The following is a 19,979-nucleotide window of genomic DNA, read 5'->3' as shown; positions in this document are numbered from 1 at the left end:
GTCATGGATGCGCACCGCTTCACCTGCCGGGTCTATTACGAGGACACCGACCTCGCCGGCATCGTCTATTACGCCAACTACCTGAAATTCATCGAGCGTGCGCGCTCCGAATGGGTCCGCGAGCTGGGGATCGACCAGCGCGCACTGAAGGAGCGTGAGGGCGCGGTCTTCGCCGTGCGGCGTGTGGAGGCCGACTATCTGAGCCCCGCCCGCTTCGATGACCTTCTGTGCGTGACCACGACGCTGCATCATGCAAGCCCCGCCCGGCTCGTGCTCGATCAGGAGATAACGCGCGAGGAGACGCCGCTGTTCCGCGCGCTGGTCACGCTGGTGATGCTCGATGCGGCGGGCCGGCCGCGCCGCCTGCCCGAAGCCCTGCGCAAGGCGCTCTCCGTTTGAGCGGTGGGTAACACGGCGCCGCGGGTGAGCTCGCTGCCCTTCCCATCGCGCGCTGGCCGGGCTATCTGCCTGCCATGACCACAGTTCTCGACCGCATCAAGGCCTACAAGCTCGAGGAGATCGCCGCCGCCAAGGCCGCCCGTCCCCTCGCCGAGATCGAGGCCGCCGCCCGCGCCGCGCCGCCGGTGCGCCCCTTCGCCGCCGCTCTCGAGGCCACCTGCGCCACCGGCTACGGGCTCATCGCCGAGATCAAGAAGGCCTCGCCATCCCGGGGCCTCATCCGCGCCGATTTCGACCCGCCCGCACTCGCCCGCGCCTATGAGGCGGGCGGGGCCACCTGCCTTTCGGTGCTCACCGACCGGCCGAGCTTTCAGGGCGCGCCCGAGTATCTGACCGCCGCGCGCGAGGCGGTGTCGCTGCCGGTGCTGCGCAAGGATTTCCTTTACGACCCCTATCAGGTGGCCGAGGCGCGCGCCTGGGGGGCCGACTGCATTCTCATCATCATGGCCAGCGTCTCCGACGCGCAGGCCGCCGAGCTTGAGGACGCCGCGCAAAGCTGGGGGATGGATGCGCTGATCGAGGTGCATGACGAGGCCGAGCTCGAGCGCGCGCTCGCGCTCTCCTCGCCGCTCATCGGCATCAACAACCGCAACCTTCACACCTTCGAAACGACGCTGGAGACCACGCGCCGCCTTGCGCCGATGGTGCCGAAGGAGCGCCGCGTGATCGCCGAATCGGGCCTCTTCACGCCTGAGGATCTGGCAGAGATGGCGCGGGTCGGCGCGCGCGCCTTTCTCATCGGCGAGAGCCTGATGCGCGCGGGCGATGTCGCGGCCGCAACCCGCGCCATTCTTGCCAACCCCCTGACGCCGGAGGAGGCCCCATGAGCGAGCTCACCCATTTCGACGCCGAGGGCCGCGCGCACATGGTGGATGTCTCGGAAAAGCCGGTGACCGATCGGGTCGCCGTGGCCTCGGGTCATCTGCGCATGAAGCCCGAGACGCTGGCGCTCATCGTCGAGGGACGCGCGAAGAAGGGCGACGTTCTGGGCGTGGCGCGGCTGGCGGGCATCATGGGCGCGAAGAAGACGGCCGATCTCATCCCGCTGTGCCACCCGCTGCCGATCACCAAGGTCGCGCTCGATCTGGAACCGGACGAGAGCCTGCCCGGCATCCGCATCACCGCCACGGTCAAGACCTCGGGCCAGACCGGCGTGGAGATGGAGGCGCTCACCGCCGTCTCGGTGGCCGCGCTCACCGTCTATGACATGGTCAAGGCGGTGGAGAAGGGCATGGTCATCGGCGAGATTCGCCTCGTGATGAAGGACGGCGGCAAGTCCGGCCGCTACGAGGCGGGGCGCGAGGGAGCGGGCGCGTGATCCCGGTATCGGACGCACTCGAGCGCATCTTTGCGCTGGTGCGACCGCTGCCGGTTGAGACCGTGCCCTTGCGCGAGGCCGCGGGGCGGGTGCTGCGCGGGCGCGTCGAGGCGCGGCGCGATCAGCCCCCCTTCGATGCCTCGGCAATGGACGGTTACGCCGCCCGCGCCGAGGATGTGCGCCCCGGCGCGCGGCTCAAGGTCATCGGCGAGGCACCCGCGGGGCGCGCCTTCGCCGGCCGCGTCGGCCCCGGAGAAGCGGTGCGCATCTTCACCGGCGCGCCCTTGCCCGAAGGCGCGAGCCGCGTCGTGATACAGGAGGATGTCACCCGCGAGGGCGACGAGATCGTCATCGGCGACAATCTCGACAAGGGCTTTCACATCCGCCCGCGCGGGGGCGACTTTGCCGCCGGCACGGCCGTGGAAGGCCCGCGCCGGCTGGCCGCGGCCGATATCGCCCTTCTGGCGGCGATGAACCTGCCCGAGCTCCCCGTGACCCGCCGGCCGGAGGTCGCCATCATCTCGACCGGGGACGAGCTGGTGATGCCCGGCGGGCAGCCCCGGCCCGACCAGATCATCGCCTCGAACGCCTTCGGTCTTGCCGCGCTTCTCGAGGCCGAGGGCGCGCGTGCGCGGCTCTTGCCGATCGTGCCCGACCGGGCAGAAGCGCTCGATCAGGCCTTCCGGCTGGCCGAGGGCGCCGATCTCATCGTCACCATCGGCGGGGCGTCGGTCGGCGACTATGACCTCGTCGGAGCCGCCGCCGCCGAGGCGGGGATGGAGCGCGCCTTCTACAAGGTCGCCATGCGCCCCGGAAAGCCGCTGATGGCCGGCCGGCTTGGTGAGGCGGTTCTGATCGGCCTGCCTGGCAACCCCGTCTCGTCGATGGTCTGCGGGCATGTGTTCCTGATCCCGGCGCTGCGCGCGATCCTCGGCTTCCCCCCTGCCCCGGCACCGAGGCTGAAGGCACCGCTTGCCGTCGATGTGCCCGCCAACGGCCCGCGCGAGCACTACATGCGCGCGCGGCTCACCGAGCGGGGCCTCTTGCCCTTCGACAATCAGGACAGCTCGCTTCTGAGCATCCTCGCCGCTGCGGACGCGCTTCTGATCCGCCCTGTGGCCGATTCGCCACGACGGGCGGGCGAGATAGTCGAATACCTGCCGCTTCAATCCGGCGCGCGTTGACACGTTATGTGAACGTCCGTAGAACATCGAGGGAACCTGTCGCCACGCTTGCGCGATTTGATGTCATCGCGCACAACCTGAAATGGCGAGACCAGCGGGAGGAACGCCTCGATGCTCACGCGCAAGCAGCTTGATCTTCTTACCTTCATCCACAAGCGCATGCAGAAGGACGGGGTGCCGCCCTCCTTCGACGAGATGAAGGACGCGCTGAACCTGCGCTCGAAATCCGGCGTCCACCGGCTCATCACCGCCCTTGAGGAGCGCGGCTTCATTCGCCGCCTGCCGCACCGCGCGCGGGCGCTCGAAATCCTGCGCCTGCCTGAATCGCTCGCCACGGAAGGCGAGGCGCGCACCGGGTTCTCGCCCCGCGTGATCGAGGGCGATCGCCCCGCGCGCCCGGCCACGGCGCTGCCTCTCGAGCCTGCGGAAGCGGTGGAGCTGCCGCTGATGGGGCGGATCGCCGCCGGCGTTCCGATCGAGGCGATATCGCACGCCTCAAGCGGTGTCGCGGTGCCCGGCAGCATGCTTTCCGGCAACGGCCGACACTATGCACTCGAGGTGAAGGGCGACTCGATGATCGAGGCGGGCATCAACGACGGCGACATCGTGGTGATCCGCGAGACCTCCACCGCCGACAATGGCGACATCGTCGTGGCCTTGGTGCAAGGGCATGAGGCAACGCTCAAGCGCTTCCGCCGCAAGGGCGGCATGATCGCGCTCGAGGCGGCAAACCCGGCCTATGAGACGCGGGTCTATCCCGACCATGAGGTCGAGGTGCAGGGCAAGCTCGTGGGGCTGATCCGCACCTATTGAGCGGAGCGCGGCCGAAGCCGCCCCCTAGTCCGCCAGAAGCGCCCGCGCCGCGCCGCGTGCCTCTTCCGTCACCGTGTCGCCGGCGAGCATCCGTGCAATCTCGTCGACCCGTTCCTTTGGGGACAACGCAACGACAGTCGAGCTCACGCCCCGTTCCGAGAGTCGCTTTTCGACGCGGAAGTGATGCGCCGCGCGCGCTGCCACCTGGGGCGAATGGGTAACGACAAGCACCTGCCCGCCCTGGGCGAGACGCGCAAGGCGCCGCCCCACAGCATCGGCCGTCGCCCCGCCGACGCCACGGTCAATCTCGTCGAAGATCATGGTGACGCCGGAGTCGTCGCCATGCAGGCAGAGCTTGAGCGCCAGCAGGAACCTTGACAGCTCGCCGCCCGAGGCAATGCGCGAAATTGGCCCCGGCGGCGCCCCCGGCGCGGTGGAGACGGTGAAGCTCACCGCCTCGCACCCTTCCGGGCCCGGCTCGGCCGGGGTGATCTCGGTGCGGAACATCGCCCGTTCGAGCTTGAGCGGGGGCAGCTCCGCCGCCATCGCCTCGTCGAGCCGCCTGGCCGCTGCGCGGCGTGTCGCGCCCAGCGCCTCGGCTGCCGCATCATAGGCCGCTTCGGCCTCGGCGACGGCATTGCGGAGAGCGGCAAGATCACGCGCGCCACCTTCAAGTGCTGAAAGCCGCGCGGCCAGCTCCTCGCCCAGGGCCGGAAGGTCGTCGGGCGCAACGGAATGCTTGCGCGCGAGCGACCGAATGGCAAACAGCCGCTCCTCCACCGCCTCGAGCCGGGCCGGGTCGAACTCGAGACTTTCCGCCGCCCGCGCCACCGCCTGCTCGGCGCGTCCCAGCTCGTCAAGCGCCCGTCCCAGAGCCTCGATCGCCTCGTCGAGCGCCCCCTCCGCCCGGTCGGCCACACCCTCCAGCCAGCGCAGGGCATCGGCCATCGGCCGCTCCGCGCCCTCATGGCCCAAGGCTGCATGGGCGCGGGCGATGTCTTCGCCGATGCGTCGCGCTGCCTGCAACTTCCGCCGCTCGGAATCAAGTTCGGCCTCCTCGCCGGGCTGCGGCGCCAGCTTTTCAAGCTCGTCCACGGCGTGGCGAAGAAATCCCTCCTCTTCCGCGAGCCGCGCGATATCGGCCTCGGCATCGGCGAGCCGCTGCCGCGCCTGCCCCAGCTGCCGCCACGCCTCGCGCACCGCCTCCCGCTCGCGGGCGTTACCGGCGAAGGCGTCGAGAAGGGCCCGGTGGCCCCGCGGGTTGAGAAGGCCGCGGTCGTCGTGCTGGCCGTGCAGCTCAACCAGCGTCTCGGCGATCCGCCGCAGCACGTCACCCGATGTGCGGCGGTCGTTGACGAAGGCGGTTCTCCGCCCTTCCCTGGAGATGATCCTGCGCAGGATCAGCTCATCGCCTTCCGGCAGACCGGCCTCGGCAAGCACCGCGCGCGCCGGATGGCCCGGCGCAAGATCGAACACCGCGGTGACCTCGCCGTGCGCGGCGCCGGGGCGAAGTACATCTGCCCGCCCCTTCCAGCCCAGCGCGAAACCGAGCGCGTCGAGAAGAATGGATTTTCCCGCCCCGGTCTCGCCGGTGAGCGCATTCAGGCCGGGCTGAAACTCCAGTTCCAGCCGCTCGATGATCAGCAGATCGCGGATGTCGAGCCCGCGCAGCATCGCCCTTCCCGTGCTCTCAGCCGCCTGCCGGAAGCGTCATCACCGCTAGAGCCACTCGCCGCGGATCATCTGCCGGTAGACGCTGCGCAGCCAGCTGTCTCCCGCCACCTCGGGGCGCAGGCCGCGGCCGGTGAGAAGCGCGTAGGCGTCCTGATACCACTCGCTGGCCCGGTAGTTGTGCCCGAGGATGGCGCCGGCCGTCTGCGCTTCGGCGTCAAGGCCGAGAGCAAGATAGGCCTCCACCAGCCGGTACAGCGCTTCGGGCGTGTGGGTGGTTGTCTGGAACCGTTCCACGACATTGCGGAAGCGGTTGATCGCCGCGGTGTAATTCTTGCGCTTCAGGTAGTAGCGGCCAACCTCCATCTCCTTGCCGGCGAGATGGTCGAAGGCAAGCTCGAACTTCAGCTTCGCCGAGCGCGCCCACTCGCTGTCGGGGTAGCGCTCGATCACCACCCTGAGCGCCTGCAACGCTTCCATTGTCAGCCCCTGGTCGCGGCCGACCTCGTCAATCTGGTCGTAGTAGCTGAGCGCCAGAAGATACTGCGCATAGGCAGCGTCCTCGTCGGCAGGATAGAAGTCGATGAACCGGCGCGCGGCCGAGCGCGCGTTCTCGTAATCCTTCGCCTGGTGGTAGCTGTACGCCTGCATGATGAGCGCGCGCTTGGCCAGCTCCGAATAGGGATAGAGACGCTCGACCTCACCGAAGATCCGCGCCGCATCCTCGGGGTTGTTGGCCTGCTCGAGCTCCCGCTCGGCGAGCGCGAAGATTTCCTGCGCCGTGTAGTTCTCGAAGTCGATCCGGCTCACGTCCTGGTCCGCGCAGGCGCCGAGAGCGACTGCCAGAAAGGAAAGCCAGGCGGCCGTACCAAGACCCCTTGCGCAACAAAAGGATGCTCGATCGCTCACGATACCCCCAATTCACTTTGCCACGCCGGCCGGACGGCAAGCCGTCCCTGTGGTCCTAGCACAGAAAAAATCGGGGCAAAACGGCAATTGGCGCGCGGCCGGCGATGCGGTGCGCCTTCACGCCGAACAGGAGACGGGAATATCGGCGTGGCTCATCTCCATGCCCGGAAGCCTGCGTGCCTGTTCGGGCGGGCATGTTTCAATGCGCGTGGCGGCGGGTTCGGCGAAGAGCCGGTGCAGAAGACGATTGGTCAGCGCATGGCCCGCCCGATGCCCCACATAGCGGGCCAGCAGCGGCGCGCCGGCGAGCGCGAGATCGCCGAGCGCGTCAAGCATCTTGTGGCGCACGGGCTCGTCGGCATGGCGCAGGCCGTCGGGATTGAGGATGCGGCCACCATCGACAACGATGGCATTGTCGAGGGATCCGCCAAGCCCGAGCCCGGCGGCGCGCAGGCGCTCGACATCGGCAAGACGGCCGAAGGTGCGGCTGTCGGAAAGCTCCCGCACGAAGGCGCCGTTGGCCATGTCTAGGGCCTTCTCCTGCCGGCCGATGGCACGATCGGGAAAGTCGATGGAAAACGCGATCTCGAAGCCCTCCGCGGGCTCGAGGCGTGCGAACGCCTCGCCGGAGCGCACCTCCACCGGCGCGCAGACCCGCAAGACGCGCACCGGCGCATCGAGCTCGCGCACTCCGCGGGCCATGAACGCGGTCACGAACGGCGCGGCGCTGCCGTCAAGTATCGGCAGTTCGGGGCCTTCGACCTCGATCACCGCGTTGTGGATGCCGCAGCCGGCCAGCGCCGCCATGACATGCTCGACCGTGGAGACGCTGACACCGTCGGCGTTCTTCAACCGGGTGCAGCGCTCCGAAGGGTCCACCGCGCTCCAATGGGCGGGGATCATCGGGTCAAGCCCCCTGGCAGCGTCCAGACGGCGGAACCAGATGCCGAATTCCGCCGCCGCCGGCCGCACCGTCGCGCGCACATGCGCGCCTGTGTGCAAGCCGACACCGTCAAAGCTCACCGAAGACTTGATCGTTCTCTGCAACACTTCACCCTTTCGAAAGCGGTATCGTACCGCTCCCGTTTCGCCCCCGTTTGTCCCTGCCGACCACTTAATGACGGCGCGCCTGCGGCAATGCAACGTTCGCGATCTGCCTTCCCGGGCATTGGCGAATCTTTGCCGACCAGCGCAAGAGAAGGGCAGTCCGGCTTGTTTTTCAAGAGATTCCCCCGCGCGACGCCGCGTCGCGGCGGTCTCGCGGCGGGGGAAAGACGCATTGACGCAACGTCAGTTCGCTTGACGACGGAGAAACGCGGGGATCTCGATGCGCTCCTGCTCGGGGTCGAGCGCCTCGTCATCCTCGAGCGGCGGCGGCGCGACCCGGCGCGCAGGCGCCTGTGCGCGCGGGTCGCTCCCCGTTGCCCCGGTCATCCGCCCGATGAGGGAGCCCAGCCCACCCCGGCGCGGCTTTTCCACCTCCCTTGGCTCGGCGCGCTCGTCGCTGCGCAGCGTGCGGGCCGCGCCCCCGGCGGCCGGACTGCGCTGCACCGCCGCGCGCAGGCGGGCGAGCGCCTCGGGCGAGGGCGCACCGGGCTTCGGCGCGACGAAAAGCTCTTCCACCGGCTCGGGTTCAGGCTCGACGCGGGGCTCCTGCCAGGCATAGTCGCGGGTCTCTTCATCGGCTGCCGCGTAGGGCGCCTCGCTGCCCGTCGCACCGGGACGGTAGGCCGGCGGGGGGAGATCATCCTGCGCGGCCTCCGGTTCGTCGAAGATGTGTTCGGCCTGCTCTTCGGCGGCCGCGGCCACCGGGTCGAGAGCGTCGAACAGGCCGGGGGCCGATTGAGCGGCCTCCTGATGGCGTTCCTGCGGCGGGTGGCCGGCAACGGCATCGGCGGCAGCGCGGGCAGCCTCCGGATGGCTCGCAGCCACCGTCTGCTCCACCTCCGAGGGCTTGTGCAGCGGCTCGGCCAGGCGGCGGCGCGGCACCGGCGTTTCCATGACCTCCTGGTTGGCATCGATGCCGGTGGCCACCACGCTCACCCGCATCATGCCTTCCATCGACTCGTCGAGCGTGGAGCCGACGATGATGTTGGCATCCGGGTCCACCTCCTCGCGGATGCGGTTCGCGGCTTCGTCGAGCTCGAAGAGCGTCAGGTCGTAGCCGCCGGTGATGTTGATCAGAACGCCCTTGGCGCCCTTCAGACTGATCTCGTCGAGAAGCGGGTTGGCGATGGCCTTTTCGGCGGCCTGGCGGGCGCGGTCCTCGCCGGAAGCCTCGCCGGTGCCCATCATCGCCTTGCCCATCTCGTCCATCACCGCGCGCACGTCGGCGAAATCGAGGTTGATGAGACCGGGCCGGACCATCAGGTCGGTGACCCCCTTCACCCCCTGATAGAGCACATCGTCCGCCATGGCGAAGGCCTCGGTGAAGGTCGTCTTCTCATTGGCGAGGCGGAAGAGGTTCTGGTTGGGAATGATGATGAGCGTGTCCACCACGCGCTGGAGCATCTCCACGCCCTGTTCGGCCTGGCGCATGCGCTTGGCGCCCTCGAACTGGAAGGGTTTGGTGACCACGCCCACGGTAAGCACGCCGAGCTCGCGCGCCGCCTGGGCGATGATCGGCGCGGCGCCGGTGCCGGTGCCGCCGCCCATGCCGGCGGTGATGAAGCACATGTGCGTTCCGGCGAGGTGGTCAACGATCTGCTCGATGGATTCCTCGGCCGCAGCCGCGCCAACCGAAGGCCGCGCTCCCGCGCCGAGCCCCTCGGTCACCTTGACGCCGATCTGGATGCGATTGGGCGCCTTCGACTGCGCAAGCGACTGGGCGTCGGTGTTGGCGACGACGAATTCGACGCCCTCCAGCTGCTTGGCGATCATGTTGTTGACCGCGTTGCACCCCGCGCCGCCCACACCGAAGACCGTGATCCGCGGCTTCAGCTCATGTTCTTCGGGCATCTTCAGGTTGAGTGTCATCGCTCCGTCCGCCTGCTGTTGTGACCGGCCCGTCTCGACCCGCGCCGCGACCGATCCTGCCTGTTTTGGGCGATCCTAGCGTCTCGCCCCCCGCTCGTCACCAGAAAAACACAATTCCGCCACAAAATGTAGCGCGGAAAACCTGCCTTCTCGGCGGGATTTCGCTCCACTTCGCCAGTCTTGTGACTCACCAGTTGTCCCGCAACCATTTCAGCGCCTGTCTGAGCGAGCGTGCCGGCAGCCTTTCGGCCGGCACCTCGAAGTCCCACCATTCGTCCTGCGGGCAGGCTGCGAACATGCACAGCCCCACGGCGGCGGCAAAGGCCGGCCCGGAGGCTGCCTGCGGCAGGCCCTGCACCCGCATCGGCCGACCGATCCTGACCTGCGGGCCGAGGATGCGGGGCGCCAGCGCCTCGAGGCCGGGGATCTGGCTGCCTCCTCCCGTCAGCACGATCTGCTGGCTCGGAAGATGCTCGAAGCCCGCCGCATCGAGGCGCTCGCGCACCTCCTCGAGGATTTCCTCGACCCGCGGCTGCATTATGCCGATGAGCTCGGCCCTGCTCACCACGCGCCGCTCGCCCACGGGACGGGCATTCTCGTCGGTGTCGAGTTCGATCATGTCGCGATCATCCATGCCCGTGGCAATGACGCCGCCGTGCAGCGTCTTGATGCGCTCGGCCACGGCGCAGGGAACCTGCAGGCCCTGCGCGATGTCGCGGGTGACATGCTCGCCGCCGAGCCTGACGCTGTCGGCGTAGATCATGTGCTTCTTGATGAAGATCGAGATGCCCGTTGTCCCACCGCCCATGTCGATGCAGGCCGCGCCAAGTTCCTGCTCGTCCTCCACCAGCGTCGAGAACCCCGCAACATAGGCCGCCGAGGCGATGCCGGCGAGCTCCAGATCGCAGCGCCGGATGCAGTGGATCAGGTTCTCGATGGCGCGGGCGTCCACCGTGAGCATGTGCATGTCGCAGGCCAGTCGATTGCCCGCCTGACCGCGCGGATCGAGCAGGCCCGAGCGGTGGTCGATGGCGAAATTCACCGGCTGGGCATGGAGCACCTCGCGGCCCGGCCCATAGTCGGGCACCTCGCAGGCGGCAAGAACGCGGGCGATGTCGGCCTCCCGCACCATGCCCTCGGGCAGGTCCACCTCCCCCGCGAGCCCGTAACTTCGCGGCCCGGCGCCCGCCAAACACGCGATGACATGATCGACCCGCACGCCGGCCATCTTCTGGGCGGCCTGCACGACGGTGCGGATGGCGCGCTCGGCCTCGGCCATGGCCTCGATCTCGCCGAAGGCCACGCCGCGGGAGCGGGTGGTCGCGGCACCGATGACCCGAAAGGTCGAATGCCCCGCCAGAGGGCGCACTCCATCGTCGCGGGAAAGCGCCCCCGGCCCGTCGAAACGCAGCACCAGGCAGGTGACGGCGCTGGTCCCCACGTCGAGAATTGCCACCACGCCGCGCTGGAGCGCTGCGCGGCGCATGTTCCGCATCGCCCTCTGGTTCCGGTAGAGATCGGTCATTGGCTCACCATCCTGGAATCAATCGCACGCAGCCGACGCAACTCCTCCATCGCCGCCGCCGTCAGGCGCAGCGTCGGTCGCGAAGGGTTGCGCATGTCGACAACCGCCACATCGCGGGCGAGAAGCTCGGTTGCTTCGTCCAGAGCAATCACCCGCTCGAGGGCGGGAACGGGATCGGCCTCGGGCAGGAGAATGCGCTGGTCGCGATCAAGAACCACATCCCATCGCCGCTCGCCGACGCGCACAAGGCCGCGCAACCGCCCCGTTATGGGCTCGGCGGCCGCAAGGATGGCGAGCGCCTCGGGCACCGCCCGGTCAGCGCCTGCCCCGGCGATCAGCGGCAGGTCGGGGCGGTCGAGGCGGGATGCGACCGAGGCCACGCGGTGCCCCTCCGCATCAAGCGCCTCGAGCGTGTGCTCGTCGCGCCAAAGCACGGCGGGCAGCCGTTCGGTGACATTGACCTGAAGCACGCCACCGCGGCGAATGCGCATGTCCACCTTGGCAACGGCGTCGAGATCGGCAACGGCACGGCGCATCTCCTTCAGATCAAGGTCAAAGGAGGAGGTGGGAAAGTCGATGGGCAGGATCTCGCGGATGTCCTGCGCCAGCTCGTCGGATGCGCCGTCGATGGCCATCATCCGCACCGCAAACTCGGGACGCGCGGCGATGGAGGCGCGCAATTCCTCAAGCCGTGCACGCATCGCCTCCACCGTGGCCGGATCGGACAGCCAGTTGCCAAGCGTGAAGGCCACGAGAAAGGCCGGCAGGCCGCTGACCACCAGCGCCCGGAAGCTCGGAGTGAGCCACAGCCGCTGCAGACGGTAGCTCAGACGCGACGGCGCCGGATCGCGTCGCCGCGCCGGAGCCACCTGCCGCGCCCCGCCGCGGCGCCAAGGTCTGCCGCTCAGCGGTCGCATGAGGCATCCTCCACGATCCAGCGGCACAGCGCGCCGAAGGAGATCCCGCACACCGCTGCCTGTTCGGGGCTGAGCGAGGTGGGCGTCATGCCCGGCTGGGTGTTGAGCTCGAGCACCACGAGCCCGGCAAGGCCCTTCGACTCGTCCCAGCGGAAGTCGGTGCGGGTGAGCCCGCGGCAGCCGAGCGCCCGGTGCGCGCGCAACGCGTGGTCGAGGCAGGCCTCGAAGACATCGCGGGGGATCTCGGCTGGCACCACATGGCGTGAGCCGCCGGGCGCGTATTTTGCGTGGTAGTCATACCAGCCGTCGGTGACGATGTCGGTGACGGTGAGCGCGCGCTCTCCCATCACCGTCACGGTCAGCTCACGACCCGGCGCATAGGCCTCGACCATCACCACAGGCGGCATCTCCGGGCCGAGCTTCGGCGGGGCGTTGGCCGCCTCATGCACGATGTAGACCCCCACCGAGGAGCCCTCGTTGTTGGGCTTGACCACATAGGGCGGCGGCATCACGTGGCGCGCCTCGACCTCCTCGCGCGGGGCAAGGATGCTTTCCACCACCGGCAGGCCGGCGGCGCGGAAGGCGGCCTTGGCGCGCTGCTTGTCCATCGCCAGCGCCGAGGCCAGAACGCCCGAATGGGTGTAGGGGATGCGCAACCACTCAAGCAGGCCCTGAACGCAGCCATCCTCGCCCCAGCGGCCGTGCAGCGCGTTGAAGGCGACGTCGGGCGCGATCTCGTCAAGGCGCTCGGCAAGGTCGCGGCCGGCATCGACCTCGACCACCTCGTATCCCTCGCCCCTGAGCGCGGCGGCGCATTCACGCCCCGAGGAAAGCGACACCTCACGCTCGGCAGAGGCACCGCCCATCAACACCGCGACACGGGGAGCATCTCTGCCCGATCTGCCCGCCACGTCTGCCTCGTCGAAAGGGTCTTCTGCGGACCCCTGTTCAGTTTTCCCGGGCCGGTCCTTGTTCGCCGACCCTTATGACCTCCCACTCTAGCCGAATCCCGCAGGATTGGAACACCCTTTCGCGCACTTCCTCGCCAAGCCCCTCGAGATCGGCGGCAGTGGCGTCGCCGGTGTTGATCAGGAAGTTGGGGTGCTTCTCGCTCATCATCGCGCCCCCCCGGCGCGCCCCGCGCATGCCGGCGGCATCGATCAGGCTCCAGGCCTTCAGCTCGTGGCTGTCGTCGGGCCGGCCGGTGGAGGAAAACCCCGCGGGATTGCGGAAGGTGGAGCCGGCGGTGCGCTCGCGCGTGGGCTGGGAGGCGTCGCGCCGGGCGATCTGCTCGGCCATCTTCGCCTCGAGCGCCTCCGGCGCGCCGCGCGGCGGCGTGAAGCGCGCCTCGGTCAGCACCCAGCCCTCGGGCAGGCGGCTCTGGCGGTAGGCGAAGGCGAGATCGTCGGGCCCCAGCGTGACGATGCGCCCCTCGCGGGTGACGGCACGGGCGGAACGGAAGACATCGGCGACATAGGTGCCGTAGCATCCGGCGTTCATCCGCACCGCGCCGCCGATGGCGCCGGGGATGGTGCGCAGGAAGGTCAGGTCAAGCCCTGCGGCCGCGGCGCGGCGGGCGACGTGGGCGTCAAGCGCGGCGGCACCGGCGGTGACCGTGCCGGCCTCGGCGTCGATCGAGATCGTGTTGAAGCCGCGGCCGAGCCGGATCACCACGCCGCGGATGCCTCCGTCACGCACGATGAGGTTGGAACCCACCCCGATCGGGAACACCGGGACCTCGGCGGGCAGGGCGGCGAGGAAGGCGGCGAGGTCGGCCTCGTCGGCGGGCTGAAACAGCCAGTCTGCCGGCCCGCCGACCCTGAGCCAGGTGAGATCGGCAAGCGGACGCAGGGGCGTCAGCGTGCCGCGGACGGGCGGCATTTGATCGGGCGGCGGGAAAGGCTCTGGCATGGACGGCGTTCCGTGTTTCCGGCGTGGTAGCCGCGCGGCAGCGCCGGTGCAAGGGAACGCGCGCGCTGCGCGCGTGCCTTCGGCGAGGGTATTTGGCCCAAGGTGAGAGAGAGGGGCTCAGTCCCGGCAGGCGAGCGCGGCGTGAAGCGTGGTGCGGCCGGGGTCGAGCGGGCCGAGCGGGCGGGCGACGAGCCGGCCGCCGTCAAGCCGCGTGGCCATTACACGGGTCCAGCCCGCATCGGCGGTGATGATCTCGGGACGGTCGCCGCAGTCGCGGATGCCGCCCGAGATGAAGGGCTCGCCGATGCGGTGCGCCGTCAGGCCGGGAAGTTGCGCGACTTCGACAAGGCGGCCGCCGCTGTAGCGCCAGACGCGTAGGGTCTTTGCCAGATGCGGCCGGTCGATCCAGGCGATCTCCACCGCGCCGTCGCCGTCGAGGTCGGCGGCGCCAAGCGGTGCCAGCCAGCGGAAGCGGCGGCCGATGAAGGGGGTGGCGGCGACAAGCCCGTTCTCGTCGAGGATGGCGAGCCGCGCCCCCCTTGCGCTGTCGCTTTCCACCGCGATGACCTCGGGCGCGCCGTCGCCGTCGATGTCGGAAAGGCGCGGGGTGATATCCTCGAAGACGCGGGTTTGCGGCAGGCGAATGTGGCGGGCGCTGCCGTCGGAGAGGGTGAGCGTGAGCGCGCCCCATTCGAGCGTGTCGCCGAGCACGCCGTGGGGGTAGCGGGTGGTGGGCTCGGTGTAGTGCGCGCTCGTGATCGTCTGGGCAGCGGCGGGAGCGGCAAACGTGGCGGCAATGAGGAGGGTTGCCGCGCGCAGCATCAGATCTGCCGTTCGGGCATCTGCACGACGAGGCCATCGAGCTCTTCGGTGACCTTGATCTGGCAGGTCAGGCGCGAGCGCTTCGGGTCGGGCTGCCAGGCGAAATCGAGCATGTCCTCTTCCATCGCCTCCTTGGGCGGGAGCTTCTCCACCCAGTCCTCGCGCACATAGACATGGCAGGTGGAACAGGCGCAGGCGCCGCCGCAATCGGCCTCGATGCCAGGGATGTTGTTGTCGCGCGCGCCTTCCATCACCGTCAGCCCCACGGGGACTTCGACGGTATGCTCGGTGCCGTTGTGCTCGATATAGGTGATCTTCGGCATGTGCTTCCTCTTCGCCTGCCGGGCTGCGGCGGCCCTGGTCTGCTTCCGGCCGTCAGATAGGGCAATCGCGGGGGATTTGCCACCCTTCGGACCGGGTTGCGGGAAATGGCACATGTTCTATTATTGTTCTCATGCCTGCACCCCCTGCCGCCACGCGGACTGCCCTGCCCTCTCTCTGGCCGCGCCCGCCGGCCGCCCTGCCCCATGGCCGGCTCGGCGAGGTGCCGGGCGGGGCGCGGGTGACGGTGGCGGGGCTGGTGCTCGTGCGCCAGCGACCCGGCACCGCCAAGGGGGTGATCTTCGTCACGCTGGAGGACGAGACCGGCGTGGCCAATGTCATCGTCTGGCGCCATGTCTATGAGCGCTTCCGCCGCGCGGTGATTGCCGGGCGGCTTCTGCGGGTCACGGGGCGTCTGCAGCGCGAGGGCGGCGTGAGCCATGTGCTGGCCGAGCATGTGGAGGATCTCTCATGGCTTCTGGACCGGCTGGCACAGCCGCCAGACTGACGCTGGCCCGGCCGCGGCATCGGCGCTAAGCTCCGCCGCAAGGCATGTAGGGAGCGCGGGCCTATGGGCAGGAGCAGGAGAAAGATGCGCAAGTGGCGCTCCTCTGGCACCGTCGCCGTGGCTCTCGTGCTGGCCGGCTGCTCCGGGGGAAGCGGGCCGCTCGCCTTCAGTGGCATCGCCGAGGTCGGGCGCACGGAACCGGCTACGCTCACCGAAACCGTCGACGGCCGCTGCTATGCGCGCGACGTGGCGCCTGCCGTCATAGAGACCGTGACCGAACAGACGCTGGTGCAGCCAGCCCAGCTTGGCTCGGATGGCAGCGTGCTCTATCCGGCCGTCTACCGCACCGAAAAGCGGCAGAAGATCGTGCGGCCGCGCAAGGAGCTGTGGTTCGAGATCCCCTGCGAGGAGGATCTGACCCCCGATTTCATCGCCTCCCTGCAGCGGGCTCTGGCCGCGCGCGGCTTCTACCATGGCGCCGTCACGGGCAAGATCGACGCCCGCACCCGGCGCGCAGTGCGGGCCTATCAGCGCCAGTTCGGGCTCGACAGCGCGGTGCTGTCGCTGGCCGCGGCGCGGCGGCTCGGGCTGGCGAAGGTCGGCCCCGAGGAAGCCCCGGCGGAATTCGACCCCGATCCGACGGACCTTCCCGGCTGACGACCGCCGTGGCACCGGGACAATGAAAAGGGGCGCCCGGAGGCGCCCCTCAAGCCCGAGCGGGACGATTTTCCGCCGCCGCTCTACTCGCTCACGGGAAGGGCGAGGAAGCGCGGCTCGCCCTGACGCCGCACCAGCAGCAGCACCGACTTGCGCCCTGCCTCGCGTGCCTCGGCGACACGCTCTTCGAGATCGCGCACGCTCTTCACCGGAGCCTGGCCCGCTTCGGAGATCACGTCGCCTGCGCGAAGCCCCTTCTCGTAGGCGGCCGAGGCCGGATCGACATCCTTCACCACCAGCCCCTCGGAACCCGGCTCGAGACCGAGCTGTTCGGCAAGCTCATCGGTCATGGGCGCAACCGTGACGCCAAGGATCTCCTTCTCGATCGGCTCGTTCGAGGGAGCGGATGCCGGCATGGCCCGCTCGGCCTCCTCGCGCCGGCCCAGCGTCACGGCAAGCGTCCGGGTCTTTCCATCGCGCCAGACGGTGACGCGCACGGTCTTGCCGACCTCGGAGTCGCCGACGAGGGTCACCAGCTCACGGGTGTTGTCGACTTCCTCGCCATCGAAGGCCACGATCACGTCACCCGGCTCGATGCCGGCCTGCTTGGCAGGCCCTTCCGGCACGTCGGTGACCAGCGCGCCGCGCGGCTCGTCAAGACCGAGGCCCTCTGCAAGGTCTGGGGTGACGTCCTGAATCCGCACGCCAAGCCAGCCCCGGCGCGTCTCGCCGTATTTCATCAGCTGGTCGACGACCTTGCTGACCACGTTCGACGCCATCGAGAAGCCGATGCCGATGGAACCGCCGGTGGGCGACAGGATCGCCGTGTTCACGCCGATCACTTCGCCATCCATGTTGAAGAGCGGGCCACCCGAGTTGCCGCGGTTGATGGCGGCATCGGTCTGGATGAAGTCGTCATAGGTGCCCGAGAGCGCCCGGCCGCGGGCCGAGACGATGCCAGCCGAGACAGAGAACCCCTGCCCGAGCGGGTTGCCCACCGCCAGCACCCAGTCGCCGACGCGTGCCTTGTCGCTGTCACCGAAGCGGACAAAGGGAAGCGGTCTGTCTGCCTCGACCTTGAGCAGAGCGATATCGGTCTTGGGGTCGGTGCCAACGATCTTGGCATCAAGGGTTTCGCCGCCAAGAAACTCCACGGTGATCTCGTCAGCGCCCTCGATCACGTGGTTGTTGGTGACGATGTAGCCATCCTCCGAAATCACGAAGCCCGAGCCGAGCGCCGCGGCGCGACGGGGACGGCGCGGACGATCGCCGTTCTGGTTGCGGTCGAGGAAGTCACGAAAGAACTCCTCGAAAGGCGAGCCCGGCGGCACCATCGGACCGGGTTCGGTGCTGGTGGCCACGGTCTGGCTCGTGGAGATGTTGACGACGGCGGGCTGGATCCGCTCGACGAGATCGGCAAAGCTCGGTGGCGCCGCCTGGGCCACGGCGCTGGCCGCCTGGGCCACGACCATTGCCAGCCCGAGGGTCAGCAACCAGAGCGCTCTGATGCCGCCTGCGAGGCGGCCGGGGGGGTGTGCGATCGGTTTCACTCCGTTCTCCTCACGATCTGGGCGCCGCGGCTTCGGCGCGGGCGCCGGTTCTTGCTCGTGCGCTGGCAGATAGGCGCAGCTGACCACGCGGCAATCTTTCGTGCAAGAGTTCAAGGGGATGTGAAATTCCGTGCGCGTCCGCCGCTCACCGCGCTCACGCCCCGAGACTGCGGGCAAGCGCCACCAGAACCACCCCGAGCGTCATGGCGCCAAGCCCGATCAGGCGCCGCGTCTCCAGCGGCAGCCGCGCCAGCATGGCAAGGATCTCCTCAAGGCGCGAAGGGGCCAGTGCGAACACCAGCCCCTCCACGATGAAGACAAGCCCGATGGCAAGAATGACCGTGGCCAGCATCGGCCCCGTTCACTCCGCCACGGCGGGCGCGGGGCGATCGGCGCCGCCACCCTCGGGGCTTTCGAGATAGTTGAAAAAGGCGCTGTCAGGGGTGATGACGAGCGTCGAGTTCTCGCCTTTCAGCGCCCGCGCATAAGCGGTGAGCGAGCGGTAGAACTCGAAGAACTCCCGATCCTTCCCATAGGCTTCGGCGAAGATGCGGTTGCGCTCGGCGTCGGCCTCACCGCGGATGATCTCCGCATCGCGCTGCGCCTTTGACGTGATCTCCACCACCGAGCGGTCGGCCTGGGCGCGCACGCGCTGCGCGGCCTCTTCGCCGCGGGCGACTTCGTCGGCGGCCTCGCGCTCGCGCTCGGCCCGCATCCGCGCGAAGGTTGCGGCGAGGTTCTGCTCGGGCAGAAAGGTCTGCTTGAGCCTGACATCGACGATCCTGAGCCCCAGCGCCGCGGCCTGCTCGCGCGCCGCGTCGCGGATGCGCTCCATGAGCACCGCGCGCGCCTCGGACAGGATGGTGTTCGAGGTCACGTCTTCCGAACCGAGCACCTCCCGCACCTTGGCGTTGAGGATGCCCGAGAGGCGGTCTTCGGCGGTCCGCAGTCCCCCGACGCCGACGGCCTGGCGGAACTGCCGCACATCGTCGATGCGGTAGAGCGCAAACGCGTCAACGATCAGACGGCGGTCGTCCGCCGGGGTTACCTCGATCTCGGGGGTGTCGAGCGACAGGATGCGGTCGTCGTATTTCACCACCTCCTGGATGAGCGGGATCTTGAAGCCGAGCCCCGGCTCCTCCTTGATCGCGCGGATCTGGCCGAACTGCAGGACCAGCGCCTTCTCGCGCTCGTCAACGATGAAGACGGAGCTGAGGCCCAGAAAGGCCAGCACGACGATTGCGGGGATGATGAGTCGCGTCTTGTTCATGGTCTCTTTCTCCCGCTCACTGACCGCGGCTCGCCGCGCCCGAGCGCAGCTCGTTGAGCGGCAGATAGGGCACCACGCCCTGCCCGGCGCCGGTGACATCGTTGTCGAGTATCACCTTGTCGACCTCGCCCAGCACCTGCTCGAGCGTCTCCAGATAGAGCCGCTTGCGCGTGACCTCGGGTGCGTTGCGATATTCCATCAACACCGCGAGAAAGCGGCTCGCCTCACCCTGCGCCTCGTTGATGACCCGCGCGCGATAGGCTTCGGCCTGTTCAAGGAGCGCGGCCGCTTCGCCCCGCGCGCCCGCCAGAACGCGGTTCGCATAGGCATCGGCCTGCCGCTCGAGCCGGTCACGTTCCTGCTCTGCGGCCTGCACTTCGCGGAACGCGTCGATCACCTCCGCCGGCGGGTCCGCCTTGTCGAGGTTGACGCGGATGATGCGGATGCCCGAGTCGTACTCGTCGAGCGTCTGCTGGATCAGCTCCTGCGCCCGCGAGGCGATGATGCCACGGTCGCGATTGAGGATCGGCGCCAGCTCCGAGGCGGCGATGATCTCGCGCATGCGGCTCTCGGAGACCGCGCGGATGGTGTCAACCGGATCGGCAAGATTGAAAAGGTAGCGCGCCGGGTCGGAGATGTTCCAGACCACCTGGAAGTCGAGATCGACGATGTTCTCGTCGGTGGTCAGCATCAGCCCCGAGTCGGCCCGACGTGTGCCGGAGACACCGATGTTCTCGGTCTGCTCGCGCGTCACCGGCACGATCTCGTAGGTGACCACCGGCCAGGGGGCGAAATTGAGGCCGGGGTTGCCGGTGGCCGAGTAGCGGCCGAGGAACAGCTCAACCGACTGCTCTTCGGGCTTCACCGTGTAGAGCGAAGCCCAGAGCCATGCGGCGATGAGCGCGAGAATGCCGAGCGTGACCGATCCGCGGGTCAGGCGAAAACCGTCGCCGCCGCCGCCTCCGGTCCCGCCGCCACGGCCGCCACCGCCGCGCCCGCCCATCAGCACGCGCAGCTGCTCCTGCCCCTTCTTCACGATCTCCTCGATTTCGGGAATCTGCGGGCCCTCGCCCGGCGGGCGGCGGCCGCCTCCGCGGTCACCTCCGTCGCGTCCGCCACCGCGGTTGCCGCCGCCCCAGGGTCCTCCGCCATTCGTGGCCATGGTCTG

Annotated in this window: 21 protein-coding genes; 7 read left to right on the top strand and 14 right to left on the bottom strand. The window is 69.0% G+C overall.

Annotation, left to right across the window (positions count from 1 at the left end; genetic code table 11):
• Positions 1-3 precede the first annotated feature (3 nt).
• The 5 genes from ybgC to lexA all read left to right on the top strand — a co-directional run bounded on the left by ybgC (position 4) and on the right by lexA (position 3,774).
• Complete coding sequence (ybgC, locus tag BLQ14_RS07535) at positions 4-399, top strand: tol-pal system-associated acyl-CoA thioesterase (RefSeq protein WP_092499786.1); 396 nt, start codon at positions 4-6, stop codon at positions 397-399.
• 74 nt (positions 400-473) lie between these two features.
• Entirely contained in the window at positions 474-1,286 is an 813-nt protein-coding gene (gene trpC, locus BLQ14_RS07530; protein ID WP_092499784.1) for an indole-3-glycerol phosphate synthase TrpC, read from the top strand.
• Complete coding sequence (moaC, locus tag BLQ14_RS07525) at positions 1,283-1,777, top strand: cyclic pyranopterin monophosphate synthase MoaC (protein WP_092499782.1); 495 nt, start codon at positions 1,283-1,285, stop codon at positions 1,775-1,777. Before trpC ends, moaC begins: the two co-directional genes overlap by 4 nt.
• On the top strand, positions 1,774-2,961 hold the full coding sequence (locus BLQ14_RS07520) for a molybdopterin molybdotransferase MoeA (RefSeq protein ID WP_092499780.1): 1,188 nt from the start codon (positions 1,774-1,776) through the stop codon (positions 2,959-2,961). The genes moaC and BLQ14_RS07520 overlap by 4 nt, the downstream gene beginning before the upstream one ends.
• Positions 2,962-3,072: 111 nt before the next feature.
• Positions 3,073-3,774 carry a transcriptional repressor LexA gene (lexA, locus tag BLQ14_RS07515; RefSeq protein ID WP_092499778.1) on the top strand — a complete coding sequence of 234 codons (702 nt, stop codon included), beginning with the start codon at positions 3,073-3,075 and terminating at the stop codon, positions 3,772-3,774.
• A gap of 24 nt (positions 3,775-3,798) precedes the next feature.
• Here lexA and recN read toward each other — a convergent pair whose 3' ends face one another.
• The 10 genes from recN to BLQ14_RS07465 all read right to left on the bottom strand — a co-directional run bounded on the left by recN (position 3,799) and on the right by BLQ14_RS07465 (position 14,828).
• On the bottom strand, positions 3,799-5,448 hold the full coding sequence (gene recN / locus BLQ14_RS07510) for a DNA repair protein RecN (RefSeq protein WP_092499776.1): 1,650 nt from the start codon (positions 5,446-5,448) through the stop codon (positions 3,799-3,801).
• Positions 5,449-5,493: 45 nt separating this feature from the next.
• Positions 5,494-6,255, bottom strand: a complete 762-nt coding sequence (locus BLQ14_RS07505; protein WP_245657006.1) for an outer membrane protein assembly factor BamD — start codon at positions 6,253-6,255, stop codon at positions 5,494-5,496.
• A gap of 216 nt (positions 6,256-6,471) precedes the next feature.
• Complete coding sequence (gene lpxC / locus BLQ14_RS07500) at positions 6,472-7,401, bottom strand: UDP-3-O-acyl-N-acetylglucosamine deacetylase (protein WP_092499772.1); 930 nt, start codon at positions 7,399-7,401, stop codon at positions 6,472-6,474.
• Positions 7,402-7,644: 243 nt separating this feature from the next.
• Positions 7,645-9,330: a cell division protein FtsZ gene (gene ftsZ, locus BLQ14_RS07495; RefSeq protein ID WP_092499770.1), complete on the bottom strand. Its 1,686-nt coding sequence runs from the start codon at positions 9,328-9,330 to the stop codon at positions 7,645-7,647.
• A gap of 187 nt (positions 9,331-9,517) precedes the next feature.
• Complete coding sequence (ftsA, locus tag BLQ14_RS07490) at positions 9,518-10,855, bottom strand: cell division protein FtsA (RefSeq protein ID WP_092499768.1); 1,338 nt, start codon at positions 10,853-10,855, stop codon at positions 9,518-9,520.
• The gene (locus BLQ14_RS07485; protein WP_092499766.1) at positions 10,852-11,772 is read right to left on the bottom strand and encodes a cell division protein FtsQ/DivIB; all 921 of its coding nucleotides are present in this window, start codon (positions 11,770-11,772) and stop codon (positions 10,852-10,854) included. Before BLQ14_RS07485 ends, ftsA begins: the two co-directional genes overlap by 4 nt.
• Positions 11,760-12,683: a D-alanine--D-alanine ligase gene (locus BLQ14_RS07480; protein WP_092499764.1), complete on the bottom strand. Its 924-nt coding sequence runs from the start codon at positions 12,681-12,683 to the stop codon at positions 11,760-11,762. Before BLQ14_RS07480 ends, BLQ14_RS07485 begins: the two co-directional genes overlap by 13 nt.
• Positions 12,684-12,720: 37 nt before the next feature.
• Positions 12,721-13,653 carry a UDP-N-acetylmuramate dehydrogenase gene (murB, locus tag BLQ14_RS07475; protein ID WP_092500214.1) on the bottom strand — a complete coding sequence of 311 codons (933 nt, stop codon included), beginning with the start codon at positions 13,651-13,653 and terminating at the stop codon, positions 12,721-12,723.
• Between the two features lie 147 nt (positions 13,654-13,800).
• The gene (locus tag BLQ14_RS07470) at positions 13,801-14,505 is read right to left on the bottom strand and encodes an FG-GAP repeat domain-containing protein (RefSeq protein ID WP_092499762.1); all 705 of its coding nucleotides are present in this window, start codon (positions 14,503-14,505) and stop codon (positions 13,801-13,803) included.
• Positions 14,505-14,828: a 2Fe-2S iron-sulfur cluster-binding protein gene (locus BLQ14_RS07465; protein WP_092499760.1), complete on the bottom strand. Its 324-nt coding sequence runs from the start codon at positions 14,826-14,828 to the stop codon at positions 14,505-14,507. Before BLQ14_RS07465 ends, BLQ14_RS07470 begins: the two co-directional genes overlap by 1 nt.
• A 131-nt stretch (positions 14,829-14,959) precedes the next feature.
• On the opposite strand from BLQ14_RS07465, the gene BLQ14_RS07460 reads away from it, so the two are divergent.
• Together BLQ14_RS07460 and BLQ14_RS07455 are read left to right on the top strand one after the other, a co-directional pair.
• The gene (locus tag BLQ14_RS07460) at positions 14,960-15,334 is read left to right on the top strand and encodes an OB-fold nucleic acid binding domain-containing protein (protein WP_092499758.1); all 375 of its coding nucleotides are present in this window, start codon (positions 14,960-14,962) and stop codon (positions 15,332-15,334) included.
• Between the two features lie 84 nt (positions 15,335-15,418).
• On the top strand, positions 15,419-15,991 hold the full coding sequence (locus BLQ14_RS07455; protein WP_092499756.1) for a peptidoglycan-binding domain-containing protein: 573 nt from the start codon (positions 15,419-15,421) through the stop codon (positions 15,989-15,991).
• An 83-nt stretch (positions 15,992-16,074) separates the two neighbouring features.
• Here the strand turns inward: BLQ14_RS07455 and BLQ14_RS07450 are convergent, their stop codons facing one another.
• From BLQ14_RS07450 to hflK, 4 genes are all read right to left on the bottom strand, one after another.
• Complete coding sequence (locus BLQ14_RS07450; protein WP_092500213.1) at positions 16,075-17,463, bottom strand: DegQ family serine endoprotease; 1,389 nt, start codon at positions 17,461-17,463, stop codon at positions 16,075-16,077.
• A gap of 232 nt (positions 17,464-17,695) precedes the next feature.
• Positions 17,696-17,893, bottom strand: a complete 198-nt coding sequence (locus BLQ14_RS07445; RefSeq protein ID WP_176759531.1) for a DUF2065 domain-containing protein — start codon at positions 17,891-17,893, stop codon at positions 17,696-17,698.
• A gap of 9 nt (positions 17,894-17,902) precedes the next feature.
• Complete coding sequence (gene hflC / locus BLQ14_RS07440; protein WP_092499754.1) at positions 17,903-18,811, bottom strand: protease modulator HflC; 909 nt, start codon at positions 18,809-18,811, stop codon at positions 17,903-17,905.
• Between the two features lie 16 nt (positions 18,812-18,827).
• On the bottom strand, positions 18,828-19,973 hold the full coding sequence (hflK, locus tag BLQ14_RS07435) for an FtsH protease activity modulator HflK (protein ID WP_092499752.1): 1,146 nt from the start codon (positions 19,971-19,973) through the stop codon (positions 18,828-18,830).
• Between the last annotated feature and the right edge of the window lie 6 nt (positions 19,974-19,979).

This window comes from Meinhardsimonia xiamenensis (genome assembly GCF_900102905.1).
Taxonomy (GTDB): Bacteria; Pseudomonadota; Alphaproteobacteria; order Rhodobacterales; family Rhodobacteraceae; genus Meinhardsimonia; species Meinhardsimonia xiamenensis.
The sequence above is the reverse complement of the archived record's forward strand: the minus strand, read 5'-3'. Positions and strand labels throughout refer to the sequence as shown.